The organism is Nonomuraea polychroma (assembly GCF_004011505.1).
Taxonomy (GTDB): domain Bacteria; phylum Actinomycetota; class Actinomycetes; order Streptosporangiales; family Streptosporangiaceae; genus Nonomuraea; species Nonomuraea polychroma.
In genome coordinates, this window is the sequence record NZ_SAUN01000001.1 from 193587 (window position 1) to 218513 (window position 24927).

A 24927-nucleotide genomic window follows, 5' to 3' on the forward strand; every position below is an offset into this window, starting at 1 on the left:
GATGGCGCGCCACGCCTACCCCGTCGTCGCGCCGTGTTCGCCTGCCGGCCTTCGGCATGGGCGTTGATGACGACGCTGGCCGTGATGTTGACGCTTCCGACCTCGTGCCTCCTGCTGGGAGAGACGATGGACCATTTGGGGTGGCGGCTGGAGCAGTACGTGCAGACCCTCCAGTACGAATTGATGCCCGTCTTCGTACGGCCGACTGGAGTCGGACATGAGTCGGCACCTGGATCTGGACGCTCCAAGCGCCGTCTCGTGATCGTCTACGGTGGTGAAGTCGGCCTTCTTGAGCACAGGGTTGACCGCATTCGGCGAGGACTCGCGGGACCTGGTCAGCGGGAGTGTGCGGGGACGGGGTAGTGCTGGGGCTACCGGCCCTTTTCACCCCAGCGCCCGTGTGTCAAGATCCTCGTGCCGGTTGGATCGAGGCATGACATCGACAGATACCGTCCAGTTGTGGTCGGTGAGCAGGGTGTACGGCTCCGGAGATCAGGCGGTGGCGGCGCTGGACGGCGTGACCACGGGTTTCGCGCCGGGCACCTTCACCGCGGTGATGGGGCCGTCCGGCTCGGGCAAGTCCACGTTGCTGCACTGCGCCGCCGGGCTGGACCGGCCCAGCGACGGCAAAGTCGTCATTGACGGCACTGACCTCGGCACGCTGACGGAGGACGAGCTGACGCTGCTGCGCCGCGCGCGGGTCGGGTTCGTCTTCCAGTCCTTCAACCTGGTCTCCGCCCTGACCGCGGAGCAGAACGTCGCCCTCCCGCTTCGCTTGGCGGGGCGGCGGCCCGATGCGACGAAGGTACGTGCTGCCCTGGCCGAGGTCGGGCTGGCCGAGCGAGCCGGGCACCGGCCCAGCGAGCTGTCCGGTGGCCAGCAGCAGCGCGTGGCGATCGCCCGCGCGCTCGTCACCAAGCCCGCGGTGATCTTCGCCGACGAGCCGACCGGCGCCCTGGACACCACGACCTCCCGGGCCGTGCTGAAGTTGCTGCGAGGGCTCGTGGATCATCAGGGCCAGACCGTAATCATGGTGACGCATGATCCGGTCGCAGCCGCGTACGCCCACCGGGTGCTGTTCCTGGCCGACGGCCGTGTGGTGGACGAGCTCACCGGCGGCCCCGGGCCGGAGACGATTGCGGCCCGTATGGCGAGCCTGGAGGTGACGGCATGCTGAAGCGAACCACAAAGTCTGTCTCAGCGCCGCGCGAAGCCTGGCAGGTCCGGGGCGCGACAGGCAGCCGGGGGCGCGCTGACGGTTCACTCTCCCTGGCCTGGGATCTTGCGCGCGGCCGCTGGGGCAGCCTGATCGGCACCTTTTCGCTCTCGAACAGCCGGTGGTAGGCCTCGATCACGAACGGGGGTGTGACGCCGGGCAGGTTGGTGATGTAGCCCTTGAGCCCGGCCAGTTCCCGCGCTTTGGCCTCCAGGTCCCGGTTGACGCTCTTGGCGCGCCGTCGAGCCGGATGAACCTGTTGCGTTTGACCGGCGCCTGGCCGTCGACGGCGCGTTCGGCCTTGGCGACCTGCTCGTCGATCCCGCGCAGGGTGCGTCGGGCGCGGTCGGCCCGGTACTGGTAGTAGATCATCTGGTCCCGGCGGACTGCGTGGCCGCGGCGGGCCAGGGCTGGATGAAAATGTGCCCGTCGGGAATCTGAGTGTCGGGGTGTTCGCGCCGCCACGGCTTGACCACGTAGGGGACCTCGGGAATGCGCATGCCGAGGATGAACGACAGGCCTGCCTCCTCGATCGCCCGCTTGTTCGCCTCGCAGATCATCCCCGCGTCGAAAACGACGGTGACGTCGGCGAGCCGGTGGGCGGTCATGAACGCCCGGATCACCGGGAGCATGGTGTGCGTCTCGGCCTTGTTGCCTTCGAAGGCCTGCACCATGAGGGGGAACCCGGAGGCGTCGGTCAGCAGCCCGATCGTGATCTGCGGGTCCAGCCGCCGCTCCTTGGAGAAGCCGGGTTCGCGGAAGCCGTCCCCCGGCGTCGGTCTCGAAATACAGGGTGGAGACGTCGTAGAGCACCAGCGAGGCCGGTCTCAGCCGGGCGTGCGCCGCGCACGCCTCGGCCAGGGCCGTGCGCCAGCGGTCTGCCGCATACAGCGGCAGCCGGCGTTTCACCGTCGCATACGACACCGGGGTCATGCCCGCTTCGTCCAGCACGCGCAGGCTGTCCTGCTTGCTGGTCGGTTCGATCACCCGGGCCAGCACCAGCTGCCGAAACACCTCATCACCCTCGGACGCGGCGTCGAACCCGAGCGCGGCATAGGCGCGGGACAGGGCATCCCACATATGTTCCATCCGGGAACTGGCGATCTCCAGCGGACCACCCGCGGCCGGGTGGTCATCCAGCCCGAGGTCCAGCTCTTCCTGCCCGGCAGCGAGCCGCTGACGCGCGACGGCCTTGAGCATCTCCAGTTCGGCGTCGTCGTGGGCGGATCCGATTTGCTCGATCTCCCGGGACCCGCGGCGCGAGGAGTGCACGATCTGCACCGCCCGCGCACCTGAGGCTATTTTCACCGTCCGCACGTACGGGGACACGGCCTACAGGGTAGAGATGCTGCCGGTTTAGTGCGCACTTTTCGCCATCCTCGACGGCGAATCCCAAGGTCAGCGACCTACGACTCGAATTCGATCTTGAACGTGAGCCAAGTCAGGTAATACGTAGCGCCAGGTAGCTGAACATGCTGGGTTCCTTGAAGGTCTCCACCAGACTCGGCGCGTTCAGGAGGCCCTGCGGCAATGATCGCCCCATCCGCGTGTGGAGCCAATCCCACACCGGCGATCATACGGCGGAGCTGTCTGCGGGGCTAGGGCCGGAACCTATTTCAGGAGCTAGAAGTTGATCAGTATCCTCGGCCTGCGGAAGGTCTCCGTGACCAAGAATTGCTCCCGCATTGCGGCGCAGGCCGAAATGGCGTTCATACATGTCCTGCCAGAGCGCGATATCCTTCTTCACCGTAGCTGAGAGAAGCGCCATCGCCGGCAAGTGTTGCGTGATGATGCAGGGCACTAATCATCGGTAAGGCGTCGTGATCGGGATATCGTCTCAGCTCGGATGGCTTCAAGGATCTTCTGGAAGAAGCCAGGTGTATTGTCGTCCCCTACGACGAGCACCCTGTCCAAGAGGACGTTGGACCGTTCGCATGACGTCTCGGCGACAAGTGAACAACCGTGACAGGCAGCACGATTGAGGCTGTTCATTCCTTGTCCGCGACTCTCCCTGCAGAGAGGGTCGGAGGAGCACCATGCGGCCCCCTCTATCGCCGCGACGAGTGTACGGGCGAGCCTGGGCGCTTCCCCTTCGCGTACGAGTCCTCCGAGAGTGCCCTCAGCATCGCCAGAGGCGGTGTAGACGAGAAGCCCCGCTTCAGCACGCGGTGTGGTCTCAGCGTAGACACGTTCTCGTAGCGAAGCGGAGGAGTATCCGCATGAGAAGGCGAGTCGACGCATCAGGAGGTGCGCCAATGTGTGGAGCAGCACTGCTCGAGGTGTCGCCTCGAAGAGGCGGGAGCCCATGATGCTGCGGCGGCGTCGTGACTCGAGCACGGCGACCCGAGCCTGGACCTCCTCCTGCTGCTCCCACTCGTTGAGAAGCTCCTGGTCAAGTGAGAGGAACACTCCTTCCCCGAAGGACTCGACGGCAGGAAGCCAGCGTCCGCGTCCTCTTCTTCCCAGATTCACGTCGACCAGGTCGGCATCCCCGGTGTAGCGGCGGAACCCGTGCAGCACTCGGATTTCACGCAGTCGGTGAGCCAGGACCACGGCGTCGATGTACTCGCTCAGTTGAGCAGTCACCGGCGAGGTATCGAGGTCTGGGCGCGTAAATGGCGTCGCGCTGATGACGAAGTCCGGCGTTCCGACAGGTCCATCGGTCGACCCAGTGGCCTCAAGAAATGCGTCCCACTCATCGCTGAGCAAACCTCGCCGCGATTCGCGAAGAACCTCATTCGGGTCGCCATCCAAGGCCTGGCGGACCTGGCTCTCATCTATACCGAGGTCCTCAGCGATGAGCTCGATGAGGACTGCCGCTCTGGGACCGTGGGGTGCACTTTGTACGTCCTCAAAGTTGCGGTGTTGGTGAACCTCTGCAGCGATGTCCCGGGCAGCACCCGATGGCTCGGGTATGTCAAGTGCGGTGGTCGTGTCGGCCAGTGTGACGTTGGTTGCCCCACGTTGCAGAACTTCGAGCGGGTCGTCGCAGGGTGGTGTGTTGTGCTGCCATGGCTGTCCGCCGGTGCAGGTCACTCCGATCCGGTGGAGCGCCTTTCTGGATGGGAGGTCACCGAGATCTCGGGAGGCACCGCAGGTCAGACAGCGTACGACCAAGCCGGAGAGCCCTTCGTTGCCGCGGACAGCTGTGTCGAAGTTGAGCACGTGGTCGTGGCAACGTCGCTGGGCCTCTGACTCGGGTGCGGAGTGCGCCCATTTGTCCCAGGGTATGTCTCGGGCGTGGCCTTTCGTTGCGCACACTGCAATGAATCGCATTGGCACCAACTTTCCCCTACACTGGCCGCACTGGGGAGGCTGACCGGTTTCTTGCTGGGTGCGGTAATGGTGCATTCGGCGGCAGTCCTGACAGAACAGCCAGCGGGGGAAACGCTGATACAGGATCCCCGGGCTGTTGGTCGACGGCTTTGCCGGGACACTCGGCGGCGAGCGTAGTTCCTGGACTCCGAGACGTTCCTCGAGCCTCTTCGATTCCACCCTTACGGTTCGTTCGTAGGGCCATTGGCTGATGTCGACGCCCATGAGTGACTCGCCCATGACATCCACGATGGCCCCTACGCCGAATGGAGAGATGGTCTGGCTCAGCCGCACGGTTCTCATCGAGGTCCCTCCCCAACGGCGATGATGCGAACTTGGCGATCAACAGATCGCATGGAATGGGCAGTCGGCCAGCCCTCGCCGCCTGCCCCGAAATCCTTCAGCAAGGAGGCATGGTCCCTGGATCTGTAGTACAGCTTTTCTCCGCGCGCGGTGATTGCTTGCGCTCGTTCGTGCCACTCGCCGGCGATTCGCCGCAGTTCTCGCTCGCTTGCCTCGGCCTCATCAGGATCGGCCCGGCGAGCAGCCTGGATCATGCGGTCAAGAGCCAGTTGCACGAGCGGATCTTCGATGAGGAACTCTCCGGCCTGGTCCTTTCGGCGAAGTCCGACCCCATGGCGCACAAGCAGGACGAACGCGGCACGCAGTGATCTCTCGCGCGAAGCCAGCGACCAGGGCGTGACACTCGTGGGCTCGACATGCCGGTATAGGGACTCGTGGTAGGCGCGGAAGGATTCGTAGTGGGAGCGGTCGCGTGGCTTGTTGGCCCGAAGCAGTGTGATCACCAGACCAGGCACCGCGGATCGACCGACTCGGCTGGTGGCCTGGATGTACTCGGACGTCGTCTTCGGTTGGCCGTTCATGAGCATCACTCCCAGCCTGCCGATGTCTATGCCCACCGAGAGCATGTTGGTGGTGGCCAACACGTCGACGGCATCGCCCTGATCGACTTTTCGCTCGAGACGCCTGATGATCTCGGGCAATTGGTCTGCAGGAACGTTGCTGGTGAGTTCTACGACCCCGTCGCCACGTAGCCCTCGGAAGGTTGCAGCATCGGTTCTACGCGCCTGCAGCATGGCATCGACGTCGTCGCGGACCTGAGTCACCGTTCGTCCCAGCTCCCGAAGACTGTTGTGGTACACGACCAGTGTCCAGTAGGCATCCCGATCATCGCCTGACAACCCCAGCACGGAAGGTGCCTGCAGAATCGCTACGCTGCTCAGGATCGTGGCCGAAGCCTGGGTGAACGCCTGGGGCATCAGGCCGAGATACAGTCGGCCCGGGCTTGTCTGGTCGGTGCGCGCGAAGTAGCTGTCGTCCGCATCGAGTCCGCTGGGTGGGAAAAGCTCTACGGCCGTGCCGTAGAGACCGCGCACCTGCTCGTCTGCTGCGCGAATGGTGGCTGTCGATGCGACAATTTTGGGATTGCCCCCGTCCCAGCCCAACAAGGAGTGTACCGCCGCCTCGTACAGCGCGACGGTTGTCCCCAACGGACCGGACAACAGGTGCAGCTCATCCTGGATAACCAGACTAGGTGCGTCATAAGGCACGGAGCCTCGCCCGAACAGCCGGCCCGCCTCCTGGACCCAGGGCAAGCGGGCTAGTTTGTCCACAGTCGCCAATACCAGTGTCGGAGGCTCGGCAAAGATATGGTCGTCGACCACACTTACCGGTAGAAAATCGTGGAACGCGCAATCCGGATGCGGGCAGAAGAGCTCAAAAGTGTTCTTCGTGGACCTGACGCCGTATGCAGGGCTGGGTCCCCCGTCGGGAGCGCTCGGCTGGCGTCGCTCCGGGACGATCAAAGTGCCACACCACGGGCAGTTCTGAAGCTGAAAAGGGTTCTCCGGTTTCTGTGCGAGGAAGAGATCCTTGGTTCTGTCGAGGGCGTCCTTGTAGGTGTTCGGGGTTGTGTCGCCGCCGACCCACAGACCGATGGTGAAAGGCGGGGAGTCCTGCAGATCGGGATGCTTTTCTCTGAGACGTTCGAGGGCACAGATCAGTGTGGCCGCACGCTGAAACTGCTGACTGGTCAGAAGTCGAAGGGTATAGCGGGTAAGGATCGCGGTTCCGCCGCCGCGTAGGCCGTCCACGAGCCGCCGGCGGATCATTTCGAAGGCAGCGAGCCCAAGATAGGCCTCGGTTTTTCCGCCGCCCGTGGGAAACCAGATGAGATCGACAACGCCGCGGTCGGGATGCATTCTGTCGGCGGTCGATGCCAGGCTGAGCAGTTGGAACGCAAGTTGGAAGTGCCGCCAGCGAGGTTCGCTGGGCGTGCCCCTCTCGGTCAGCGGTACACCCAATGTGCCTGGGTGATCCTTCATGTGTCGCGTCTGGCAGATCTGTTCGTACATGGCCGCATTGGCGAGACGGAACGCCAGCATGCATTTAGGATCTCGACGTAGGAGGTTGATTCCCTCGTGCATCCGTTTTACTGCCCGCCGCATGCGTTCGAGGAGCCGCTGTGCAGCGGATCGGTGGAACTGCTCGAGAGTGCGAGCCTCTTGTGCGCGATCCGAAATCCAAGTTTCGTATTCGTTGACGAATTCTGTGAGCTCTCGGCAGAGAACATCGACGTGCACCGACTCGTCGGCGAGGTGAGCCAGTCGGAGCACATCACCTCCGTCGGCCGGCGGGGCGACACCCAGTACGACAGTGCTGGGCAGCATTTCAGTCCGCACGGTGCAGATTTCCCCGTCCGAATCCTTGACCCAGTCGACCGAGCAGCCGTGCCCGATGCCGTAGACGCGCCGGTGCCGGTAAAGCAGCCGTAGCTCTTGATCCTCGGGATCGTCGGACAAGTCCGCACTGCTGGGGTACGGAAGGATATGGCCACCCTGGACGTGGCAGGAAAAGGCCGCCTGGAAAAGGCACATCTCAGTCGGTGGGGGGGATTCCGCCTCGTCGTGCTCGGCAAGATTCTCCAAGGCGACGGTGACGAGCCAGGCCGTGCCTTCTTTGCGCCAGACGCAGATCAATCTGGCTCGGCCCTCGAAGAGGTCGACCTTGTTTTCGTCCGGAGTACCATTGGCGTGCAGGATCACCTCGTCGCGCCAGTCGCGTCTTACCCAGTGGTCACGGTGGCTGTGCGCTTCCTTTCTGTGAGCCTTCTCGTAGGTTCCGGCCGTGATCCGGCAGTTTAATTGTGGGGCATCGTGCAGGAAAGAGATGGCTGCCGAAGCCGGGTGCCAATTGTTGGCCATCTCGATGGGCTCATCCAGTTCCTCGTCATGAGCATCCGCGCCGAGACTGTCGCCGAAGTGCCGTTCTGCTGCCAGACCCTGCGGATAGAGCGTGCCAACAAGGTAGGTGTGTTCTGGCCTGGTATGGATGACCTCTTCTGGTCCGGAGGCCGGGCCCAGGTATTGGCTACGCAGGTAAGTGAGCAGATCGTCGCGTACATCGATCGGATCGCGTTGGCTCATTGCGTGATCCCTTCGCTGTGGCCCTGCTCGATCTGCTGCCAGGCAACAGTGCTGACGGCGAGCCAGAGACTGATGCGTGGTCGGGTCATGGCCACATAGAGGCGCGCCGACCCGATGGTGTCATTGATGTCTTCGACGTCGATCAGGCAGACGTGGGCTGCTTCCAGCCCTTTGATCTGCGCAGTCGTAACAAGCTGAGCGGTACCGGGCCGCCGTGCTCTCGGATCAGGGTGATCCTTGAGTCTGCCGGAGCGAAATGCTTTGGAGTGAATGGCAGAGCTGTCCTGCGCTCGGTCTCGAAGGGTGATGACGGCCACGTCGGCCAGGTCGACCTCTTCTTGCCGTAGCCTGCTGAGATGCGCGTCCAGCAGTCGGGCCGCGTGCAGGTCGTCATCGTAACGCTTGTATTCGACAGCGGGACCAGCCCCTGCCCTGGGAACTCCGAGGTCTGCACCAGTGACAAGTTGGGTCTGCAGAACCACCGGCGCGGTGTTGCGACAGTTGTACGGCAGGTTGATGGACACGGCGGTGGCTGTGAGCTCTCGGAAAGCACCTTGGTCGAACACACCATCGACGTTGGCCTGGTTGTTGGGATCGCAAAAGATTCGCCAGCGACCGTTCGCCCATCCGCCTTGGACCAGCCCGTCCAACTGCAGCAGGGAGTCGACGTCCATGAGGTCCTGGGCTTCATCGACGATCAGGACGTCGGCCGGTGGTGTCCCGTTCAGCTCGGCCAACGCACCGCAGACGACGCCGCAGTTTGCGAGGGCGTCGCCAAGGACGCCGGCGAGCAGCACGGAACGACACGTCAGTATGACCTTGCAGCCGGAGGCCGCAGCGCGACGCGCCGTTTCCACAGCAAGCAGGGTCTTTCCTGACCCTGCACCGCCGTTGCACACGATCCGGTCGTTGCTTTCGAGGCCGATGATCAGGTCGTACTGCCGTTCGGCCAGCTGGACGTACTCCTGCTCGAGCCCGACGACTCGCGCGGCTAAGGTAGGCACTCGGTCGAAATCCGGTCGCAGGACGTTCAGCAATGGCCTGTAGGCGCCACCTCGTACTCGACGCCCAAGGCGTTGGTGCCAGAAGGTGCGGGCACGTCGCAGCGCCTGTTCCAGGCCATGGACACTCATGGCACGAGGGCCGGCGTGCTGGGATGGTTCCCACTCCAGATCCTGGGCGAGTTCCTGGTCCGGAGTGAGCACCATAAACCCGAAGGCAACATTGAGATTCGGCAAACGATCTCTGAGCCGGCTCTCCAGCGCGAACATGGCAGAGCTTGCCTGTTCAAAAGGGCCTTCGCGTTTCTGGTGGGCCTGCCCGTAGCGATCCGTGAAGGTCCAGAGTCCATCTCGGCGGTGGATGCGTCCGCCTTTGACTTCGATGACCAGGACTGTGTCGTCCCACACCACAAGGAAGTCCACCTCGGACATCCGCTTGTATTCGTGGACCGGCAATCGCAACGAATACAGACAAGCCGTAGGCACGCCCAAGTCCACCTGAGCGAGAAGTTCTGCCACCCGCCGCTCCGCAGCACTGTCGACACGGCCGAAGCTCTCGATGGCCGGGATCATCCTCATGTGTGCTGTCCGCCCTGTCGGTCCCAGAGGTGATCAAATTCTCTGTACGCGAGACGTTCGCCGAACTGCCCGAACGTATCGGCCACGTTGACCACCAGACAATGAGATTTGCCGCCGTTGGCCGGGCCGCGCAAGCCGCGTCCGACCATCTGGATGTACGCGTTGGGGCTGAAGGTGGGGCGGGCGATGTACAGCGCTCTGACCCCCGGGACGTCGAAACCTTGGGTCAGGACGTTACAGTTCGTGAGAACCCTGATGTTCTTGCTTCGAAACCCTTCGATGTTCCGGCGCCGCTCGTGGATGCGTGTGGAGCCGCTGATCGAAGCCGCGGAGATTCCCCGCACCCGGAGGAGAGCGGCCAGGACTTGGGCCGACAACACAGAAGCAGCGAACACCAGGACTGGCCAGTCCGACGGCAGGCTCTCGATGTGGTCCAACAGCCGCAACGTTCTGGCCTCGTCACGCCCGAGGAGCTCCAGGACTCGAGACGGCAACAGTCGTGTGCGTTGGGTGATCTCGGCTTCCTCGGCGTCGAGCGACACGGCTCCACCGTCGAGGATCTGGTGCTCGACTTGAGACAAGACTCCCAGACGCTGCAGCACTCCGTAGGGGTCCTCGCCGAGAACGTCGATCAGATTGTTGCCGAACCGTCCCGCCAGCCGCCGGGTTTTCTCTTCGCTCGTCCCCTTGAACGGTGTCGCGGTCAACCCGAGCAGCGGCCTGTTCATGTGACGATCGTCCAGGCCGAGCCAGGCAAGAAGCTGGGTGTAGTCCTTGCCGGTTGCTTCGTGTGCCTCATCGATCACGACCGCAGTGGGGCGCGCGAGCCATGTGTAGTCCGGATTGTCACGACAGACAGCGAGTTTCTTATCGGTGGCCACGACCACCATGAGTTCGTTCTCGCCCTCGGCGATCTCGTTGCGATCCCAGAGTCGACAGATCCGAAGTGCACGACCGTCCCCGATGTCACGCCAGACGGCAGACCACGTCTGCACGGCCTGCTCGCACAACTCCTCGCTCTGGGCAACCCACAACAGGTGGCCGACCAAACCGTCCTCGATGAACGCCGTCGCCAGTGCCTGGACAGTCACCCTTGTCTTGCCGGCACCGGTCGGCAGGAACATCAGGCCCCGCTCGCGCTCAGTGACAAGGTGTCGAATCCTGTCCGCAAGTTCCTGCTGATAGGGGTGGAGAGGGCCGAGGCGAGGTGGACCGAACACAGTCAAGTCGGGTTCGAGGTACGAACCGCGTTCCCCGGCGTACTCGGTAGGGAAGCCGAGTCTACGAACGAAACCCACGGCGGGCGGACTTCCGGCCCAGCGGTCGGGTACCGGGAAGCCTGCAGCCTCCAGGTCGTGACGGCATTCCCTCAGCACGTCGTAACCGTGGACATCCAGCAACAACCGGGCAACCTGTAGAGGCCCTTTGTTGTCATCGATCTTGCGCACTGTCTCCAGCAGCCCTGTCGGAAGCCTTGCTTCGAGCTTGCTCACTTCGAGGAGACACAGCAGTTTTCTGGCATGGTCACGTTCAGCCCGGCAAAGCGCGATGCTTCTCTCGACCGCCTCGTCCTGCGCATCGTTGAGGATGCGGCTGACGGAACTCGAGGTCAGTTCGACGTCGAACTCCTCCGCGAGCCGCAAGAGGAGATCCTCATCCCTCAGGTCCGAGCGGTGGTAGACCACGTTGCCGTCGCGCAACAGATTCGTTGGTTCCCGATCCACACCGTCAGGTCCAGTGATCTGCCGGAAGAGCTCCCCGCATTCGATGAGTTCCACGTGGTTGAAAGCCCCGGCCGCCAGCGGACGGAGGCCTCTGTATCGGTCCAACACGACGACTGGCTCGGCGGGACTCTCCGCCAGCACCTCCACCCGCAGTCGGGAGGAAGCAAGAGCACATCCCCACCTGTCGACCAGTAGTGCGGCAAGTGCCTCGTCGGAGACCGCGAGGTAGGGAGGCCGACGTTCGGCCAGAACTCGCTTCTCCTCCTCCGTTCTGGCGATCAAGAGTTCCTCGCGCAGAACTCGGCATCCCGAGGAGCCGCTGACTGCGGGAACATACTCGGGAACCTGATCCTCGGACAGACTGCGAGCTGCCTCGGCGACCAATGTGCCGAGCGTCCACGGATCTCCGGTAGCAGGCAGACGATCGAGGAACTCCCGCCAGATACCTGGAGCGATTCCCTCAAGAGACTCGGTCAGCGACAGCTTGTCGGCCGCTTGACACTCGGCGACAGGCAGGAGCGGCGCGTACTTCGAGAGCGACCTGGCCACGCTCAGTGCTGCTGGACGTGGCCCCCAAGAAGTGGCCAGTAGGCCGTATTCGCGGGCTGCCCACACAGAGGGGGCGGGCACCTGGATTTGTGGAAGGGACTTGCGGGTGAAGTGCCCGAACAGCCACGTGTCGGGGACATCCATTCGAAGGAGTGCCTGAGTCCAACCCACGCATGCATCGAGGTCGCCGGAATCGCGGAATCTGCGGAGTACGTGCAGAGGACCCACCGGATCGTGGTCGAGGAATCCGAGCTCCTTGTCCGATGGTCGTCCTCGCGCCGGTAGCTTCGCCAGATAGTCCGTCCGGGTCAGCCGGAGATACTCCAAATATGTCGAGTCTTGAGTCAGAGCACGGCTGATCAGAGGGCGGGCAGCGATGCCTATTCGTCGCAGCAGGTCGGCATGCAGGTCGTAATGGAAGTCCTCGTTGAGGACCATCACCGGATTTTGCGGCGAGATCTCGCCGGCAACCACCACTTCGTCGGAGTAATGCCACCAGCCGTCTTGGCACTTGACCTTGAGCCGGCGCCCCTCGGCGAGATAGTCCTCCAGATGTTGCTCCGCCACGGATTTAGGTACCTCGGAGACCAGCCGCCAGAACTCGGCCCATTCGACCCCTGTCCACTTCTTGGTGACCGCACGTGTGAGCTTGGCAAGCTCGTGACCGGGATCGACGTCCTTGAAGCCGAGGTCGCGTAGGAAACGTTCGACATCGGAGTGCGCCAGCAGAGACTGTCGTACCAGGGCTATTTCGGCCTGCCGGGTCAGAACGTTCCCATGGAGGAAGACGTCCCGAGTCGCATTCAGCGGCCACAGGCGACCGCTGTCGTCGGGAAGGATCTTGGCGGAGAGAAAACCGCGGCGGGTGTTCCCATCTTTCGTGACCGCGACAACCCGGAGTGCAGACGCGCATTCCTCGTCGGTCGCGTTACCGATGATCTGTTGTAGCCACTCTGCGGCCCCCAGTTCAACATCCGTCGCACGCGCGTCGTCCGCTCGGATGAGGCTACGCAGACGCGCCTGTCGAACCGCATTGCGGAAGCATTGGACATGGGGCACCGAGCGAGGGCACCCGGGTGACGAATACCAGGCATGGAGCAAGGCGGGATCGAGTCGTACCTGCTCTTGATGCGGAAAGCGCAGCGCGTCGATGCGGCGGAGCACCCCTTCACGGTCAGGAATGCAGGCTTCCGCCGAGACCAACTGTGGCACGCGTTCAGCGAGGAACCGGTCGGCGAAATTCGGCGCCTCACGACCTCGCGCGGGCAGGTAGTCGAAGTGGCGAGCAGGATCTGTCGCACTCCCGAGGGTAGGTAGACCCTCCGCCACCAGGATGGCGATCCGCTCGAGAATCTCCTGATTGAACCGTCCGCGGAGGAGGCTCGTACGGTCGTCATTGACCTGCCAAGGGGCGTTCAGAATCCCCCGCAGCGAGGTTGTCTCAGTCAGCGGGTAGTAAGCCCAGAACTGCCCCAGCGCCGAGACGTCGCCGGTCAACGGCGCTGCCCAGGTCACGGTGATACTCGTGCGCCTGATCGCCTCCCCGACCTCTTGGAGGGCCTGAGGCGAGGGACTGTGCAAGTCGTGCCACACACGCCAGTCCGATGGCTCACGATCTCGAGTCTGCAGCCGGCGTACTCCGTCGGAGAGCACAACGCACTCGTGTTCCAGCTCGAGTCGTTCGGATCCAGGGTGGTCGACCACAATCCGCAGTACCGACACCCTGGGCACGAACAGTAGGAACTCCACGGGAAACTTTTTGAGTTCCTTCTCCAAACGAGCCGCATCTCCCGACAGAGGCAAACGGACGACTGTGGTCGCCCAAGCCGTCAGTTCGGCGAGTACCGCGTCGCGGCTGATCTCCTCCATCACGTCGAGGTGGGCAGGCATACGGAGGACGGGAAACCGCGTGGCACCGGGATCGAGAGGTCGCAATGCCTGCGCCGCTCGTTCAGCGTCGAAGGAGAAGCTGATCGACCGGCTGAATACGGCTGGTGACCTGGTGATGCCCAAGACGGACTTGAAGCCGAGGCCGAACCGGCCGATCGCTTCGTCTCGCTTGTCGCTGAGGAAAGCGTGGCAGATAGCCTCAAGGCCCTCACGGGAGAAGGCCTTGCCCTCGTTCGCGCAGTAAAGGGTGCCGTTGACCAGGCGCACCTCGACTTGCCCACGATGGTCTTCGTACTGCGCATCAGCGGCATTTTGGACTAATTCGAGAATCTGTCGCCGCGAGTAGCCGCCAGTCCTGTAGCTGTCCTCTTGGTTGGCGTGCTCGCCGAGAAGGAGCCTATCCGCTTCGTATGCTCTGAGTGTGTTCGCGCGGTGCTGCTTGAGCCAGTGAACCAGATCCGGGTCTTCCTGACCCCAGCTGCCATCGGCGGTCACCAATACCCCCGTCCCGTGTTCACCATTGTGTCCCTCTATGAACGTGTCTGGATCGGATTTGGAGTACTTGCGCGTGTGGTCCCATGTCGCTGATCCTGAGCCGTGCGGACGGTAGATCATCATAGGGTCCCCGGGACTGCCGTCCAGTCCACTGGAAGCGCAATGTACAGCCAGATATCGCGAGCGTACAGAATATCGTGCGTGTCAGACTATGCCCATGCGTTCGGACGACCAGCTACGATCTGAAATAGCCAGCGCGCGTGATGCCTTGAAGGTTGCTGTCGACCATCTGGACAAGATCGCTAGAGTCGACAGAGTGATGGAGGACGACTGGCAGGACGTCAGCGCGGCTGTGGGGCTCAGCATGGCGCTTCACCGTGAACATATGGCGCGAGTCGGCGTTCTCCTGGGGTTGGGCGGAGCGCAGCAGCGTCTGCTTCGGTTTCTGCTGAGACACGTAGGCCAGATCGTCTCCGGCCCGGAGCTGTCCGGCGTCGCTGGGATCGCTGAGTGGGCGCGGCGAGTCCGGGAGTTACGCGTGGAGCATGGCTGGCCTATCGAGAGCGGGGTCCAGTCACCTGATCTTCGCTCCGACCAGTACATCCTCCTCCGACCGGAACCGGATGAAGATCTGGCAAGGAGATGGCGGCTGGCCGCCGATATCCGGAGGCACGGTGGCGCGGTCCCCGACCGCATCCTCGCCTACCTGAAGGCCATCAGCCCTGAGGCTGCTGATCGGGAGGATCTTGACTACGTCACCAAGACCGGCACCTGGAAATCGTCGATCGATGACCTAAGGGCCGATGGCTGGGATATCCGATCTTCCGATGAGGATCCGCAACTGGCTCCGGGTAGCTACCGCCTGCTGCTATGACTCACGCAAGTCGCAGCTTCCTACCGGCCGTACCGCCCCCTCTGCATTCCCCACAAGAGTCAGTGCCATGCGAACAGGACGGTCTGTGTGGGACCGCAAATGTTCCAGGTTGTCCGCTTGAAGTGCAGCGAGAAGGCACTGGAGGATTGTCAGTGATACGTCCGGCGGGCATCAGGCATATTCCACGTGGGGCTCAGCCGCGATGTCGGCGGTTGCCGGCTCTGAAGCCTTCTCGGGTCTCCACGTCTTGAGACTCTTCAACAGCTCTTCATCTGGAGTGCCCCAGCCGAATGCAGCACAAAGGACGTGCATGGCCAGTCGAGGGGGGACAGCATTCCCGATCTGCTGGCCCACATCGCGCCCTGACCACGGATAGTCGACAGGGAAGGTCTGAAGGCAGCCTGCTTCTGCGAGGGAAAAGCGTTTCAATTCGGCGCCGTCCAGTGAGACGACACGGTTACGGGAGATCTTTCCGGTTACCGTAGCGGACGGTTCCCAGGAGGCGCGTCGACCGCGAGCTTTGGGGTCACCGCCGGTTCCGTAATTCGAGATGACGCGGAACGGCGACTGTCGATCAAGCACGTCTGCCATCCTCGTCCATGGCCGACGTGCCTGGTCTCCGGCCTCGCGTGGGACGCCCTTCCGGTAGGGCCGATGCGTAGGCTCGGGCAGGGTCACCTCTTCTATGCCCTTACGAGCGATGAGCACTGCCCTTTTGCGGGTCTGCGGGACGCCGTATTCCTCTGTGCGTAGGATGCCGCATTCCGCAGAATAACCCTCAGCACGCAGAGCCACTGCGTAAGCCTCCCATACCGGGAGCACCGCCGGGACCTGCTCAAGAATGATCGCCCGATAGGGGGTGTTGTTCTCGTCGTCGATCGCTTCAAGGGCCCAGCGGAGAGGCTCCAGCACCAGCCCGGTTCGCTCGTCCTCCAGTTTGGACAGGTCCTGGTCGATTTCATCTCGGTCTTCTCGGGCGACCATACGTTTGACGAAGCGCAGCACCTCGTCGAGTGCCCTGCGGCCGGCCCCGCTGCCGGCGACGGTGAAGGTCTGACACGGTGGTCCTCCCGCCAGTACGTCTGCGTCAGGGAAGTCGGAAGGGCCGTACTTACGTACGTCCCCCTCCACCGTGACCAGGCCTGCGGCCCGGCGCGTCTCACAAGCTGAGGCATCCCATTCCACACCCACCGTCGCGACGCCGAGCTTCTCCGCTGCCACGTCGAGCCCGCCGGGACCGGCGAACAAGTCAACAATCTTGACAGGGTGCACTTGATCTCCAGGGGTGTCATTCGGGACGATGCTGCCACAGTTTCTGTGGCCAGTAGGCCCAGAGGTGGCAAGCTGGTGGACGACCACACAGCGTACTGGGGGCCACCGACAGTATCAGGGGTCACGGATGGCACGTTGAGCACTGTCTGAGGTCGAAGTATCTGCTTCCGGCAGAGGTGGAATACGACCCGGTAATGGGGGTTGTTCTGCCAGTGCAGCCGTGGCAGTGGGAGGAAGCGCTAAGGAGTGGATGATCCATCCGTCTATGGCCGCAAGAGATCTGGCTCCTCCTCTGGATGAAGCAACTCGTCCTTTGGTGAGCTGCCCATCAGAGCGTGTCTCCCTCCATGGCAGTTGTAGCAGAGGGTCACCAGGTTGCGCTCGTCGTTGTCACCGCCTTGGTGCACGGGCAGGACATGGTGAACCTGGAGCGCAACGCCTTGACCGGGTACGGCGCCGCAGTCCTGGCACGTCTTGTTGTCCCGCTCGAGGATCTTGTGGCGAAGCTTGATGGCCTGGCGTACACGAGCCGGACGCTTGATCAGAGTGGGAAGCCGATATGAACCTGGTGGCAGGCTCGGATCGTCGATGTTCGAGACGATCTGCCAGCCCTCTTCCTCCAGTTCACGCATCCGGCGAGGCCATTCTTGGATGTTCGCGACATAACCCAGCTGTTCCTTGTCGGCGGGGCGAGGTGAGATCTCCTTGAGGTAGTGAAGGAGTCTGTCCTTCCCGGACTTCTTCCCGCCTCCTGGCTTCTTGAGGTTGCGTGCGGCCTTGGCGACTCGCCAGCGCTCCGCGAGGTCGGTGTCGGGCTTGTCCGCGGCGAGTCTGTAGTGGTCGTGAGGCAAGTCGTCGCGGTTTGTGCCCGACTCGATCGGCCAACCGGACTCGACCCGGAGCTCGCGTACTCGCCGTGCCCACTCAGATATTCCTGCGACGCCGCCCAGGGCATCGGCTGGCACAGGTGTGCCGACGTGGTTCCGCAGGTACCGCAAGATGGCGTCCTGGCCGGACCTGATCCCGAGTGCCCGGTTCACTCGTGAGACAGCGTCCCGCATGTCAGCCGACAGACAGCCGAGCTGCGCGGCGGATTCCAACCATGAGTCATGACTGAGCGATACCGCCTGAACACGGTCGATGGCGTCCAGGTAATTCTGCACGGTGGTTTTCAGATCCGACAGAGCCTGCCCAGGTAACACGCCCGTCTTCTTCGCCACAGCGCCCTCCCGCGAGACTACATGATCGAGTGGGCTAGTTTAGCCGGGTTTATCCTGGCAATCGGTCGTGGTGGCGGGACGGCCAACCTTGCTCATTTGGCGGGGACTGGTGTTTCAGGACTTCGAACGGACAGTGAGGGGAGCCCGACACAGGGGCGTGGCCGGGTTCTCCGTGTCGGTCGTGACCATGTCGGTCTCTGACGATGCAAGTCGACCCCTACCTGAACGTGTTCCCCATCGGGAGTGCGGTTCAGAGAGCCCTCGCGGCTCGGTCATCCAGAGCAATCCTTTGCATCAGGCGTTGCAGACGGGATATACCGTTTTCCTGTGGCCTCCATGCCTTTCCCCAGTTCGGCCGGCGTGTCGGCGCGGATGAGCAAGCAGCGACGCAGGGACACCGCGCCTGAGATCTCCGTACGAAAACTCCTGCACGCCCGTGGTCTGCGGTACCGGGTTGCGTGGCCGATACCTGGTATGAAGCGCCGGACGGTCGACATAGCCTTCACACGAGCGAAGGTCGCGGTCTTCATAGACGGGTGTTTCTGGCACTCCTGCCCCGAGCACGCCACACGCCCTGCCGCGAACGACACGTGGTGGTCCGAGAAGCTGGCGAAGAACATCGCCCGCGACCTTGCCACCAACGAGCACCTGCATCGGGCAGGATGGCGGGTCATCCGTATCTGGGAGCACGAGGATCCGTCCGAGGCAGTCGATCGCATCGTCGACGAAGTCATGCGATTGCGGGCAGAGCACTGATGCGTTCCACGCCAATGTTCGACCGCTGGCCTGAGGTGGTCTCGCACATCTCCCGGGTCGGGTTTGGATCCTCCAGGTGATCCGGATTCGCCTGTCCTCAGAGGGCGGTTCGCGAGTTGATGTCCCTTTGATCGCTTGTGCTGCATGAGGAGGGCTGGTCATTGGCTCGTTGCCGGGCTATGGACGCGGCTCAGCGGACAATCCCGGCTCGATCTCCACGAGAATGCCCAGGCTGACCAGGCGCTTGAGCTTGGCGCGGGTGTTCTCGATGTTCTTACGCGCCAGGGGCAGGTCCAGGGCCAAGCAGAGGTCACGCGCTCGTGAGGGCTGGCCGGTGTCGGCCATGAGGGTGAGAATCTGCTGGTAGGCGGGATGGTCGGGCACTGCGGGAGCCGGGGGCGGCGGGGATGCCGGACCGGGCTCGCGGGCGAGGACGAGCAAGGTCTTGCGGGTGATCCGCAGATGGTCGAGGTCCTGGTCGAGGTCCCGCAGGCGGGCGGTCAACTCCTCGATCTGAGCTTGGATCTGTTCGATGTGGCCGGTCAGCGCCTTCTCGCGGGAGTCGATCCGGTCCAGCAGCCACGCGCCGGGGGTCCGGGGTGCTCACGTGTCGCGCCAGGCGGGGGTGGAAGGGCCGGTCAGCCGGCGGGACATCACGTCGGTCATCGCCCAGTACACCCGTGACTCGGAACTGGCCTGATCGTGTTCGTAGTCGCGTACCAGGCGCCGGTGCAGGGACATCGTGCCGTAGGTCTGCTCCACCCCCCACCGCTTGGGCTGAGGGACGAACCCGGCCTCGGCGGGGTTCCGCTCGACGATCTTCACGTTGATGCCGTGGGTGGCACCTCGGGCGACCACCGCGTTCTTGAACCCCTGGTCGACCAGGGCGGTCTGGACGCTCCCGGGCGCAGTGGCGGCAGCGACCCGGTCCAGCAGAGCGTTACCTATGGCGTTGTCGTGGATCGAAGCCGCCGCGACCACCACCGCGATGACCAGGCCCAGCACATCCACGGCCAGCCCACGCTTGCGACCCGGTACCTTCTTGGCCGCATCCCGTCCGGTCGTGGCCTTGGGGACGCCGGCCGCGGCGCGCGCTCTGGGTGTCGAGCACCACCAGGCTGGGGTCGGCTAATCGTCCCTTCTTCTCCCGCACCTGCAAGCGCAGCAGGTCGTGGATGGCCTTGTCGGTGCCGTCCTTACGCCAGGCGGTGTAGTAGTACATGACCGCGCTGCGAGGTGGCAGGTCATGAGGCAGCAAGCTCCACTGGCAGCCGGTCCGGCTCTGATACAGGATCGCGTTAACGATCTCCCGCATCTCGTATTTGCCCTGATGGCCGCTGACCGAGGGGTGCGCAGCCTTCCACGCCGTGATCACCGGCTCGATCAAGGCCCACCGCTCATCGGATAAGTCCGTCGCGTACGGCTTGCGTTCACTCACCCTGCCATCCCAGCACAGCCGAGTCCACCAGGCAGGAATAACGCTACAGATTCACTCGATCACACTACGACATCAGGGGCATAGGCCCGCGGACCGCCCTCTCGGGCGCATGACCGTCTCGTTGGTCAACGAACGACACGGGCCTCGGACCCTGCTTATGGGAGAGGGCCTAGACGTCCGGGCCTGCCAGGTAACCGTCGCAGCGGGGCCGTGACGTCGCGGATCACTGCTCTGTGAGAAGCATTTGTGGGGTGCTCGGTGACGGTTTGCGCGGTCTCCCGAACGAGAGAGGGATCATCGCAGACGCTGTGGCGTTCCAGAAGCTGGTTGAGATCGCTCTCGCTCAGCGCGGCCAGGATGTGCTCGTGACCGGCGAACACCACCGCCTGCCATGACACTCGGGCCCACGTGTGCCGGGTGGTCGGTCGCGATCCACCGTTCCTTGTTGGGGCCTTCCCCCACAGAAGTGGACACGCGGTGGGGTGTGTCATGCGGCCAGTGTCAGGCTACTCGATCTTTGCCGGTGTAGGTGCTCGTAGGCGATGGGGCTGAGGTGCCCGTTGGCCGAATGCCTTCTGCGCGTGTTGTAGCAGGTCAGCCATCGAAACACCGCGCGTCGCCAGGTGGCGGCGTCGCCGTAGTGGGGTGCGCCCTGAAGCGTTTCGCGTTTGAGGGAGGCGTGGAAGCTTTCGCAGGCGGCGTTGTCGGCGCTGGTCCCGACGGCTCCCATGGACTGGGTGACGCCCAGCCGGCGGCACAGGGCGGCGTAGTCCTTGGAGGTGTATTGCTTGGGTTCAAGGGGTCGTCGCAACACTGCTGTTCAGCAGCCAGTTTAGATGATCGCTGAAGGCTTCTGCCGGTGTCTTCCATCCGAGGGTCTTTCGGGGCCTGCTGTTGAGTGCGAACGCAACGGCCGCCAACTCCTCGGCATTCCACCGCGACAGGTCAGTGCCCTTGGGAAAGTACTGGCGCAGCAGGCCGTTGATGCTTCTATGTCAAGCGACGAGCTGGTGGCGGGCGATGTGGTGCTGCCAGGTGAACACCTCGGCGTCGTCGATGACGACCCCGTCCAGCAACTGGTAGAACTCTTCGGCGTCGATGCGGTGTGAGCGTTCGACCTTGCCGTTCAACCGGGGCGTACGGGGCTTGATGTAGACGTGGTTGATGCCCTTGTCCAGGACGTGCCAGTGGAAGGCCGACTGGAATTCCGCGCCATTGTCGGTCTGGATGACCTCCACCTGGAACGGCAGGCGTTGTAGGACGTAGTCGACGAACTGGATGGCGGTCTTCTGGTTGACCTGCGGGTAGATGCGTAGCACGCGCAGCCGGGTGCAGTCGTCGATGGCGGTGAACTGGTAGTACTTGTTGCGTCCGCCCCGGCGGCCAGCGGTGCCGGCGATCGGCTCGATGAACTTGACGTCGATCTGGACGCGGTGGCCGGGCAGTTGCTTCTCGTACCGCTTCCAGCGCTTGTCGTGGCGCTTGTAGCGCTGCGAGGCCGGCAGCCGGCTCATGTCCAGGCGCTTGAGGATGCGCCACACCCCGGAACGGCTGATGGTGATGTCGTGGTACCGCTTGAGGTACATGGCGATCTTCTCCGGGCCGAAGTGGTAGTTCTTCCGCAGGTAGATGATCTTTTCGACGACTTCGACATGGGTGGCGTTCGGGCTCGTCTTCGGCGCTCGAGAGCGAGTGCGCAGGCCGTCGACGCCCTCGGCGAGATAGCGGCGGTACCAGATGTAGTAGGCCTGGCGGCTGATCCCGTAGTAGCGGCAGGTCAGCGCGACGTTGCCGGTGACCTCCTCGACGTGGCGGATGATGGCCAGGCGCCGCTTGGCCTCACGATCGAGCGGGGGACTCGGGTTCGACATAGAGGATCTCCGTAGTGGCCGGAGACCCGGGTGTCAACGATGTTCGTCAGTTTTAGATGTGACCGGAAACGATCATCGGGTTGGGTAACAGGTTTCAGGCTGCTGGTGCGAGGGGTCGGCCGCCCCAGCGGATGCCCTTCTCGCTTCGGACGCGGGCGCGTTCGCGGCGTTGGGCGGCCAGCACGTCGGGGTGGCGGGCGTGGGCGTTGCGCCAGCGCAGGTAGGCGTGCAGGGCCCGGGTCTGGACGGTGTGGTTGGGATGGTCGGAGTTGGCCAGGGTGAACTGGCGCAGCGGTCCGAAGTGGGCTTCGATCGGGTTGGCCCAGGAGGCGTACGTGGGTGTGAACAGCAGCATGACCTTGTGTTTGTGTTTCCTGGCCCATGCGCGAATGCGCCGGTTTTTGTGCGCGGACAGGTTGTCCAGGGTCACGTAGATCGGGGCGCCGTCCGGCCGGGCGGCGCGGATGGACTTCAGGGCGGCCCAGGTGTGGTCGCTGCCCTTGCGCCGGTGGTTGACGCCCCACAGCAGGTCATCGCCGACGGAGTAGCAGCCGTGGAAGTACCTCACGCCGTGGGTGCGGTGGTAGGTGGCCGGGAGCCGGTCAGGCTCGCCCGCGGGTGCCCAGCCCGTTCCGGCGGTGGGGCGGATGCCGAGCGGCCCGAACTCGTCGAAGGCGGAGGTGCGCTCGGGCCGCTGGGTCAGGGCGTACTCGATCTGGTCCAGCTTGGTCTCGAAGTCGGGGTCCGGGGACTCTTTCCAGGTCTTGGTGCGTTGGAAGGTGATCCCGCGGCGGGCCAGCAGGGTGCGTAAGGCTTCCCGGCCGATGGTGATGGTTCGGCCGGACAGGCGGTGCAGATAGTCGAGGAGCTTACGGATGGACCAGCGGGTGAACGGCTGGCCGAGCTTGGTCGGTCGCGTGGTGGCCGTCGCCGCGACGAAGTCTTCGTCGTCAGAACTCAGCAGGCGGGGACGGCCTCCCGCCCACTGAGGGTCCAGGCAGGCCAGCCCGATCTCGTTGAAACGGTGAATCACGTCGCGCACGGTGTCCTCATCGGCCTGGACCAGGCGCGCGATGACCGGGACGGTGTTGCCGCCGGCCGAGGCGAGCAGGATCATCGCCCGCCGATAGCGGACCGTGCTCATCGTGCCGCGCCGCACGATGCGCTGCAGCTTCTGCCCTTCTTGGTCCGTGAGCCTGCGAACCTTGACCGGTTGCGTCACCAGGCCTCCCGAGTGTCGATCGAACGTGATCAGCACCATCCAACTGGCAGGAGCGTCCTACGCGCCAACCCGGTGATCGTTTCCGGTCACAGCACTAGACACGATCTAGCGCCTTTGTCGGGTCTCATGACATCGATCTAGCGCCTTGCACCTGACCAATGGGCACATCCCGCTGCGCACCCTGCCCAACCCACTCACCAGCGACGAGATAGCCCGCCTCCGGGACGCCCGCCCCGCCGGACCCGAACCCCACGTGGCCCCCGAACACCTCGGCGTGCCGCGGCGCGTCAGCAGCCGCGGCCAGCTCTCCATCGCCGGACAGCGCATCCGCGTCGGCATCGGCCACGCTGGAGCGACCGTGACCTTCGAAGACACCGACGGGACCTTCCGGATCACCCACGCAGGCCAGATCATCGCCGGGTCGCCCGCACGACCACCAAGCCGATCGCCCGGTTCAAAGTTCGAAAGCCGCAGCCACAGATGCATTGTAGTGACAGTACGTGACCGGTTTCCGCTGCTTGGCAGCCGCAGAACGCTTTCTGTTGGCGATCGCGTGGGACACGAATGTCGGGGCGCTGGCGTACCTTCCACACCATGATCTCTTACGTGACCGGCGACGCGACCCATCCCCACGGCCAAGGACCAAAGGTCATCTGCCACGTGTGCAACGACATCGGCGGCTGGGGCAAGGGCTTCGTCCTTGCCCTCTCCCGGCGCTGGCCGCAGCCGGAAGCCGACTATCGAGCCTGGCACCGCTCTGGTAACGACTTCCAGCTGGGTGCAATCCGGCTGGTGCAGGTCGAGCCCGAGCTATGGGTCGCGAACATGATCGGCCAGCACGGCATCCGGCCCACCAAGGACGGCCCGCCTATCCGCTACGACGCCCTGGACCGTTGCCTGTCCACTCTGGGCGACGAAGCTCTGAGCCTCCACGCGAGTGTCCACATGCCTCGGATCGGCGCTGGTCTCGCGGGCGGCTCTTGGGAGCAGATCGAACCGCTTATCCTCAAGCAGCTGACCGAGCGCGGTATCGCGGTCACGGTCTACGACCTGCCCTAACCGTCTTGGCCTTACTGAGATCCAAGCCCTTAACATCCCTGCTCGCACCAACCCGCGGTACTGTCGTCTACAGGACAAACCGAAGATCATCTAGTTGGAGTGTCACTCACCTCTAGGGCCGGATCTGTCGCGCAGGTCCTGAGACCTGACATCGATCTAGCGCCTCTGTCGCCTCGATCTAGCACCTCGTGGCGCAGGGAATAGTCAAGACCTGTGGATCGCCGTGCCACGCTCTTCTTCCGGCCCGCCGCGTCGCCGATCACGCTGACCTTCCACCTTCTTGGCCAAGGCCGATGAGTTTCGCCGTGGTTGCCAGTCTGTATCCCCGACACGCGATCAACCGCACTCGAGGAGAGCATCATGGCCGCTACCTACACATTCGACGTCTTTTCCAGCCTTGACGGCTTCGGCGCCGCCAGCGGCAACTGGACGGGCTACTGGGGCAAGCAAGGCCCCGAACTCCTGAACCACCGCCTCTCGCTGTACGGCGAGGAGCAGCGGATGGTCTTCGGGGCCAACACGTATCGGGCGTTCGCGCGGATGCTGGCCTCGAGCACCGAGGATTCCGAGGTGCGTGACCCATGGGTCACCCGGATGAGGAACCTGCCGGCAACGGTGGTGTCGACCACACTGGAAGGACCCCTCGACTGGCCGGACGCGACCCTCGTGAGCGGTGACGCCGTCGACGTCGTCGCCCGGCTCAAGGAGGAGTCCGAGGTGCCGTTGCGCTCGCACGGCAGCCTGTCGATGAACCGGGCGCTGATGGCCGCCGGCCTGGTCGACCGCGTCCAGGTGACGCTCTTCCCTGTGATCACCGGTCAGACCGGACTGGACCCGATCTTCCAGGGTGCGGCCGACTTCGACCTCGAGCTGATCGAGAGCCGGACGCTCGACGGCAACATCCAAGAGCTCATCTACCGGCCCACCCTGCATGTCTGAGTCCATCCATGCACCCCACCCCGTCAAGCAGCCGAACCTGACCCGGAAGTTCCCGCTGACC

17 protein-coding genes and 3 pseudogenes are annotated in these 24927 nt (G+C 63.8%); 5 read left to right on the top strand and 15 right to left on the bottom strand.

What is annotated here, in order from left to right:
* Positions 1-433 precede the first annotated feature (433 nt).
* A complete protein-coding gene (locus EDD27_RS00870) occupies positions 434-1177 on the top strand; it encodes an ABC transporter ATP-binding protein (protein ID WP_127930610.1) in 744 nt (247 codons plus the stop codon).
* Positions 1178-1316: 139 nt separating this feature from the next.
* Here the strand turns inward: EDD27_RS00870 and EDD27_RS56180 are convergent.
* The 5 genes and pseudogenes from EDD27_RS56180 to EDD27_RS00895 all read right to left on the bottom strand — a co-directional run.
* Positions 1317-2545 (bottom strand): annotated as a pseudogene (locus EDD27_RS56180) (IS1634 family transposase); the annotation flags it as partial.
* Between the two features lie 471 nt (positions 2546-3016).
* A complete protein-coding gene (gene drmB / locus EDD27_RS00880) occupies positions 3017-4834 on the bottom strand; it encodes a DUF1998 domain-containing protein (protein WP_127930611.1) in 1818 nt (605 codons plus the stop codon).
* Positions 4831-7977, bottom strand: coding sequence for a helicase-related protein (locus EDD27_RS00885; protein ID WP_127930612.1), 3147 nt, complete (start codon positions 7975-7977; stop codon positions 4831-4833). The genes drmB and EDD27_RS00885 overlap by 4 nt, the downstream gene beginning before the upstream one ends.
* A complete protein-coding gene (locus tag EDD27_RS00890) occupies positions 7974-9551 on the bottom strand; it encodes a nuclease-related domain-containing DEAD/DEAH box helicase (protein WP_164903410.1) in 1578 nt (525 codons plus the stop codon). The genes EDD27_RS00885 and EDD27_RS00890 overlap by 4 nt, the downstream gene beginning before the upstream one ends.
* 2 nt (positions 9552-9553) lie before the next feature.
* The gene (locus EDD27_RS00895; protein WP_164903411.1) at positions 9554-14215 is read right to left on the bottom strand and encodes a sacsin N-terminal ATP-binding-like domain-containing protein; all 4662 of its coding nucleotides are present in this window, start codon (positions 14213-14215) and stop codon (positions 9554-9556) included.
* A 217-nt stretch (positions 14216-14432) separates the two neighbouring features.
* Between EDD27_RS00895 and EDD27_RS00900 the strand changes: the two genes are divergently transcribed.
* The gene (locus tag EDD27_RS00900) at positions 14433-15089 is read left to right on the top strand and encodes a hypothetical protein (RefSeq protein ID WP_127930615.1); all 657 of its coding nucleotides are present in this window, start codon (positions 14433-14435) and stop codon (positions 15087-15089) included.
* Positions 15090-15260: 171 nt separating this feature from the next.
* Here EDD27_RS00900 and EDD27_RS00905 read toward each other — a convergent pair whose 3' ends face one another.
* Together EDD27_RS00905 and EDD27_RS00910 are read right to left on the bottom strand one after the other, a co-directional pair.
* Positions 15261-16361, bottom strand: coding sequence for a DNA cytosine methyltransferase (locus tag EDD27_RS00905; RefSeq protein WP_127930616.1), 1101 nt, complete (start codon positions 16359-16361; stop codon positions 15261-15263).
* A gap of 263 nt (positions 16362-16624) precedes the next feature.
* A complete protein-coding gene (locus EDD27_RS00910; protein WP_127930617.1) occupies positions 16625-17581 on the bottom strand; it encodes an HNH endonuclease in 957 nt (318 codons plus the stop codon).
* Positions 17582-17917: 336 nt separating this feature from the next.
* Between EDD27_RS00910 and EDD27_RS00915 the strand changes: the two genes are divergently transcribed.
* A complete protein-coding gene (locus EDD27_RS00915; protein ID WP_127930618.1) occupies positions 17918-18337 on the top strand; it encodes a very short patch repair endonuclease in 420 nt (139 codons plus the stop codon).
* 177 nt (positions 18338-18514) lie between these two features.
* Here the strand turns inward: EDD27_RS00915 and EDD27_RS00920 are convergent, their stop codons facing one another.
* The 8 genes and pseudogenes from EDD27_RS00920 to EDD27_RS00945 all read right to left on the bottom strand — a co-directional run bounded on the left by EDD27_RS00920 (position 18515) and on the right by EDD27_RS00945 (position 22868).
* Positions 18515-18841, bottom strand: coding sequence for a hypothetical protein (locus EDD27_RS00920; RefSeq protein ID WP_206641184.1), 327 nt, complete (start codon positions 18839-18841; stop codon positions 18515-18517).
* Positions 18842-18940: 99 nt separating this feature from the next.
* Positions 18941-19348, bottom strand: a complete 408-nt coding sequence (locus tag EDD27_RS55200; RefSeq protein ID WP_206641185.1) for a transposase — start codon at positions 19346-19348, stop codon at positions 18941-18943.
* Entirely contained in the window at positions 19278-19775 is a 498-nt protein-coding gene (locus tag EDD27_RS55205; protein WP_206641186.1) for a transposase, read from the bottom strand. The genes EDD27_RS55200 and EDD27_RS55205 overlap by 71 nt, the downstream gene beginning before the upstream one ends.
* A gap of 155 nt (positions 19776-19930) precedes the next feature.
* Positions 19931-20266, bottom strand: coding sequence for a DUF6339 family protein (locus tag EDD27_RS59170; protein WP_479680926.1), 336 nt, complete (start codon positions 20264-20266; stop codon positions 19931-19933).
* Positions 20263-20562, bottom strand: a pseudogene (locus EDD27_RS00930) (integrase core domain-containing protein); the annotation flags it as partial. The pseudogene EDD27_RS00930 and the gene EDD27_RS59170, both read right to left, overlap by 4 nt.
* A gap of 7 nt (positions 20563-20569) precedes the next feature.
* Positions 20570-20770, bottom strand: a pseudogene (locus EDD27_RS00935) (transposase); the annotation flags it as partial.
* Positions 20771-21646, bottom strand: a complete 876-nt coding sequence (locus EDD27_RS00940; protein WP_206641187.1) for an IS481 family transposase — start codon at positions 21644-21646, stop codon at positions 20771-20773. It abuts the pseudogene before it with no gap.
* A 94-nt stretch (positions 21647-21740) separates the two neighbouring features.
* Positions 21741-22868, bottom strand: coding sequence for an IS630 family transposase (locus tag EDD27_RS00945; protein WP_206641188.1), 1128 nt, complete (start codon positions 22866-22868; stop codon positions 21741-21743).
* A gap of 594 nt (positions 22869-23462) precedes the next feature.
* Here EDD27_RS00945 and EDD27_RS00950 point away from each other — a divergent pair.
* Both EDD27_RS00950 and EDD27_RS00955 read left to right on the top strand, forming a co-directional pair.
* Positions 23463-23927, top strand: coding sequence for a macro domain-containing protein (locus EDD27_RS00950; protein WP_241563788.1), 465 nt, complete (start codon positions 23463-23465; stop codon positions 23925-23927).
* A 360-nt stretch (positions 23928-24287) separates the two neighbouring features.
* Positions 24288-24866 carry a dihydrofolate reductase family protein gene (locus EDD27_RS00955; RefSeq protein ID WP_127930622.1) on the top strand — a complete coding sequence of 193 codons (579 nt, stop codon included), beginning with the start codon at positions 24288-24290 and terminating at the stop codon, positions 24864-24866.
* Positions 24867-24927: the final 61 nt, after the last annotated feature.

What these genes read in the sequence shown, in the direction of transcription:
- EDD27_RS00940 (WP_206641187.1), bottom strand. Translation starts at nt 21,646, where the DNA reads ATGTCGAACCCGAGTCCCCCGCTCGATCGTGAGGCCAAGCGGCGCCTG.
- EDD27_RS59170 (WP_479680926.1), bottom strand. Translation starts at nt 20,266, where the DNA reads ATGACACACCCCACCGCGTGTCCACTTCTGTGGGGGAAGGCCCCAACA.
- EDD27_RS00915 (WP_127930618.1), top strand. Translation starts at nt 17,918, where the DNA reads ATGCCTTTCCCCAGTTCGGCCGGCGTGTCGGCGCGGATGAGCAAGCAG.
- EDD27_RS00900 (WP_127930615.1), top strand. Translation starts at nt 14,433, where the DNA reads ATGCGTTCGGACGACCAGCTACGATCTGAAATAGCCAGCGCGCGTGAT.
- EDD27_RS00950 (WP_241563788.1), top strand. Translation starts at nt 23,463, where the DNA reads ATGATCTCTTACGTGACCGGCGACGCGACCCATCCCCACGGCCAAGGA.
- EDD27_RS00870 (WP_127930610.1), top strand. Translation starts at nt 434, where the DNA reads ATGACATCGACAGATACCGTCCAGTTGTGGTCGGTGAGCAGGGTGTAC.
- EDD27_RS00885 (WP_127930612.1), bottom strand. Translation starts at nt 7,977, where the DNA reads ATGAGCCAACGCGATCCGATCGATGTACGCGACGATCTGCTCACTTAC.
- EDD27_RS00955 (WP_127930622.1), top strand. Translation starts at nt 24,288, where the DNA reads ATGGCCGCTACCTACACATTCGACGTCTTTTCCAGCCTTGACGGCTTC.
- drmB (WP_127930611.1), bottom strand. Translation starts at nt 4,834, where the DNA reads ATGAGAACCGTGCGGCTGAGCCAGACCATCTCTCCATTCGGCGTAGGG.
- EDD27_RS00890 (WP_164903410.1), bottom strand. Translation starts at nt 9,551, where the DNA reads ATGATCCCGGCCATCGAGAGCTTCGGCCGTGTCGACAGTGCTGCGGAG.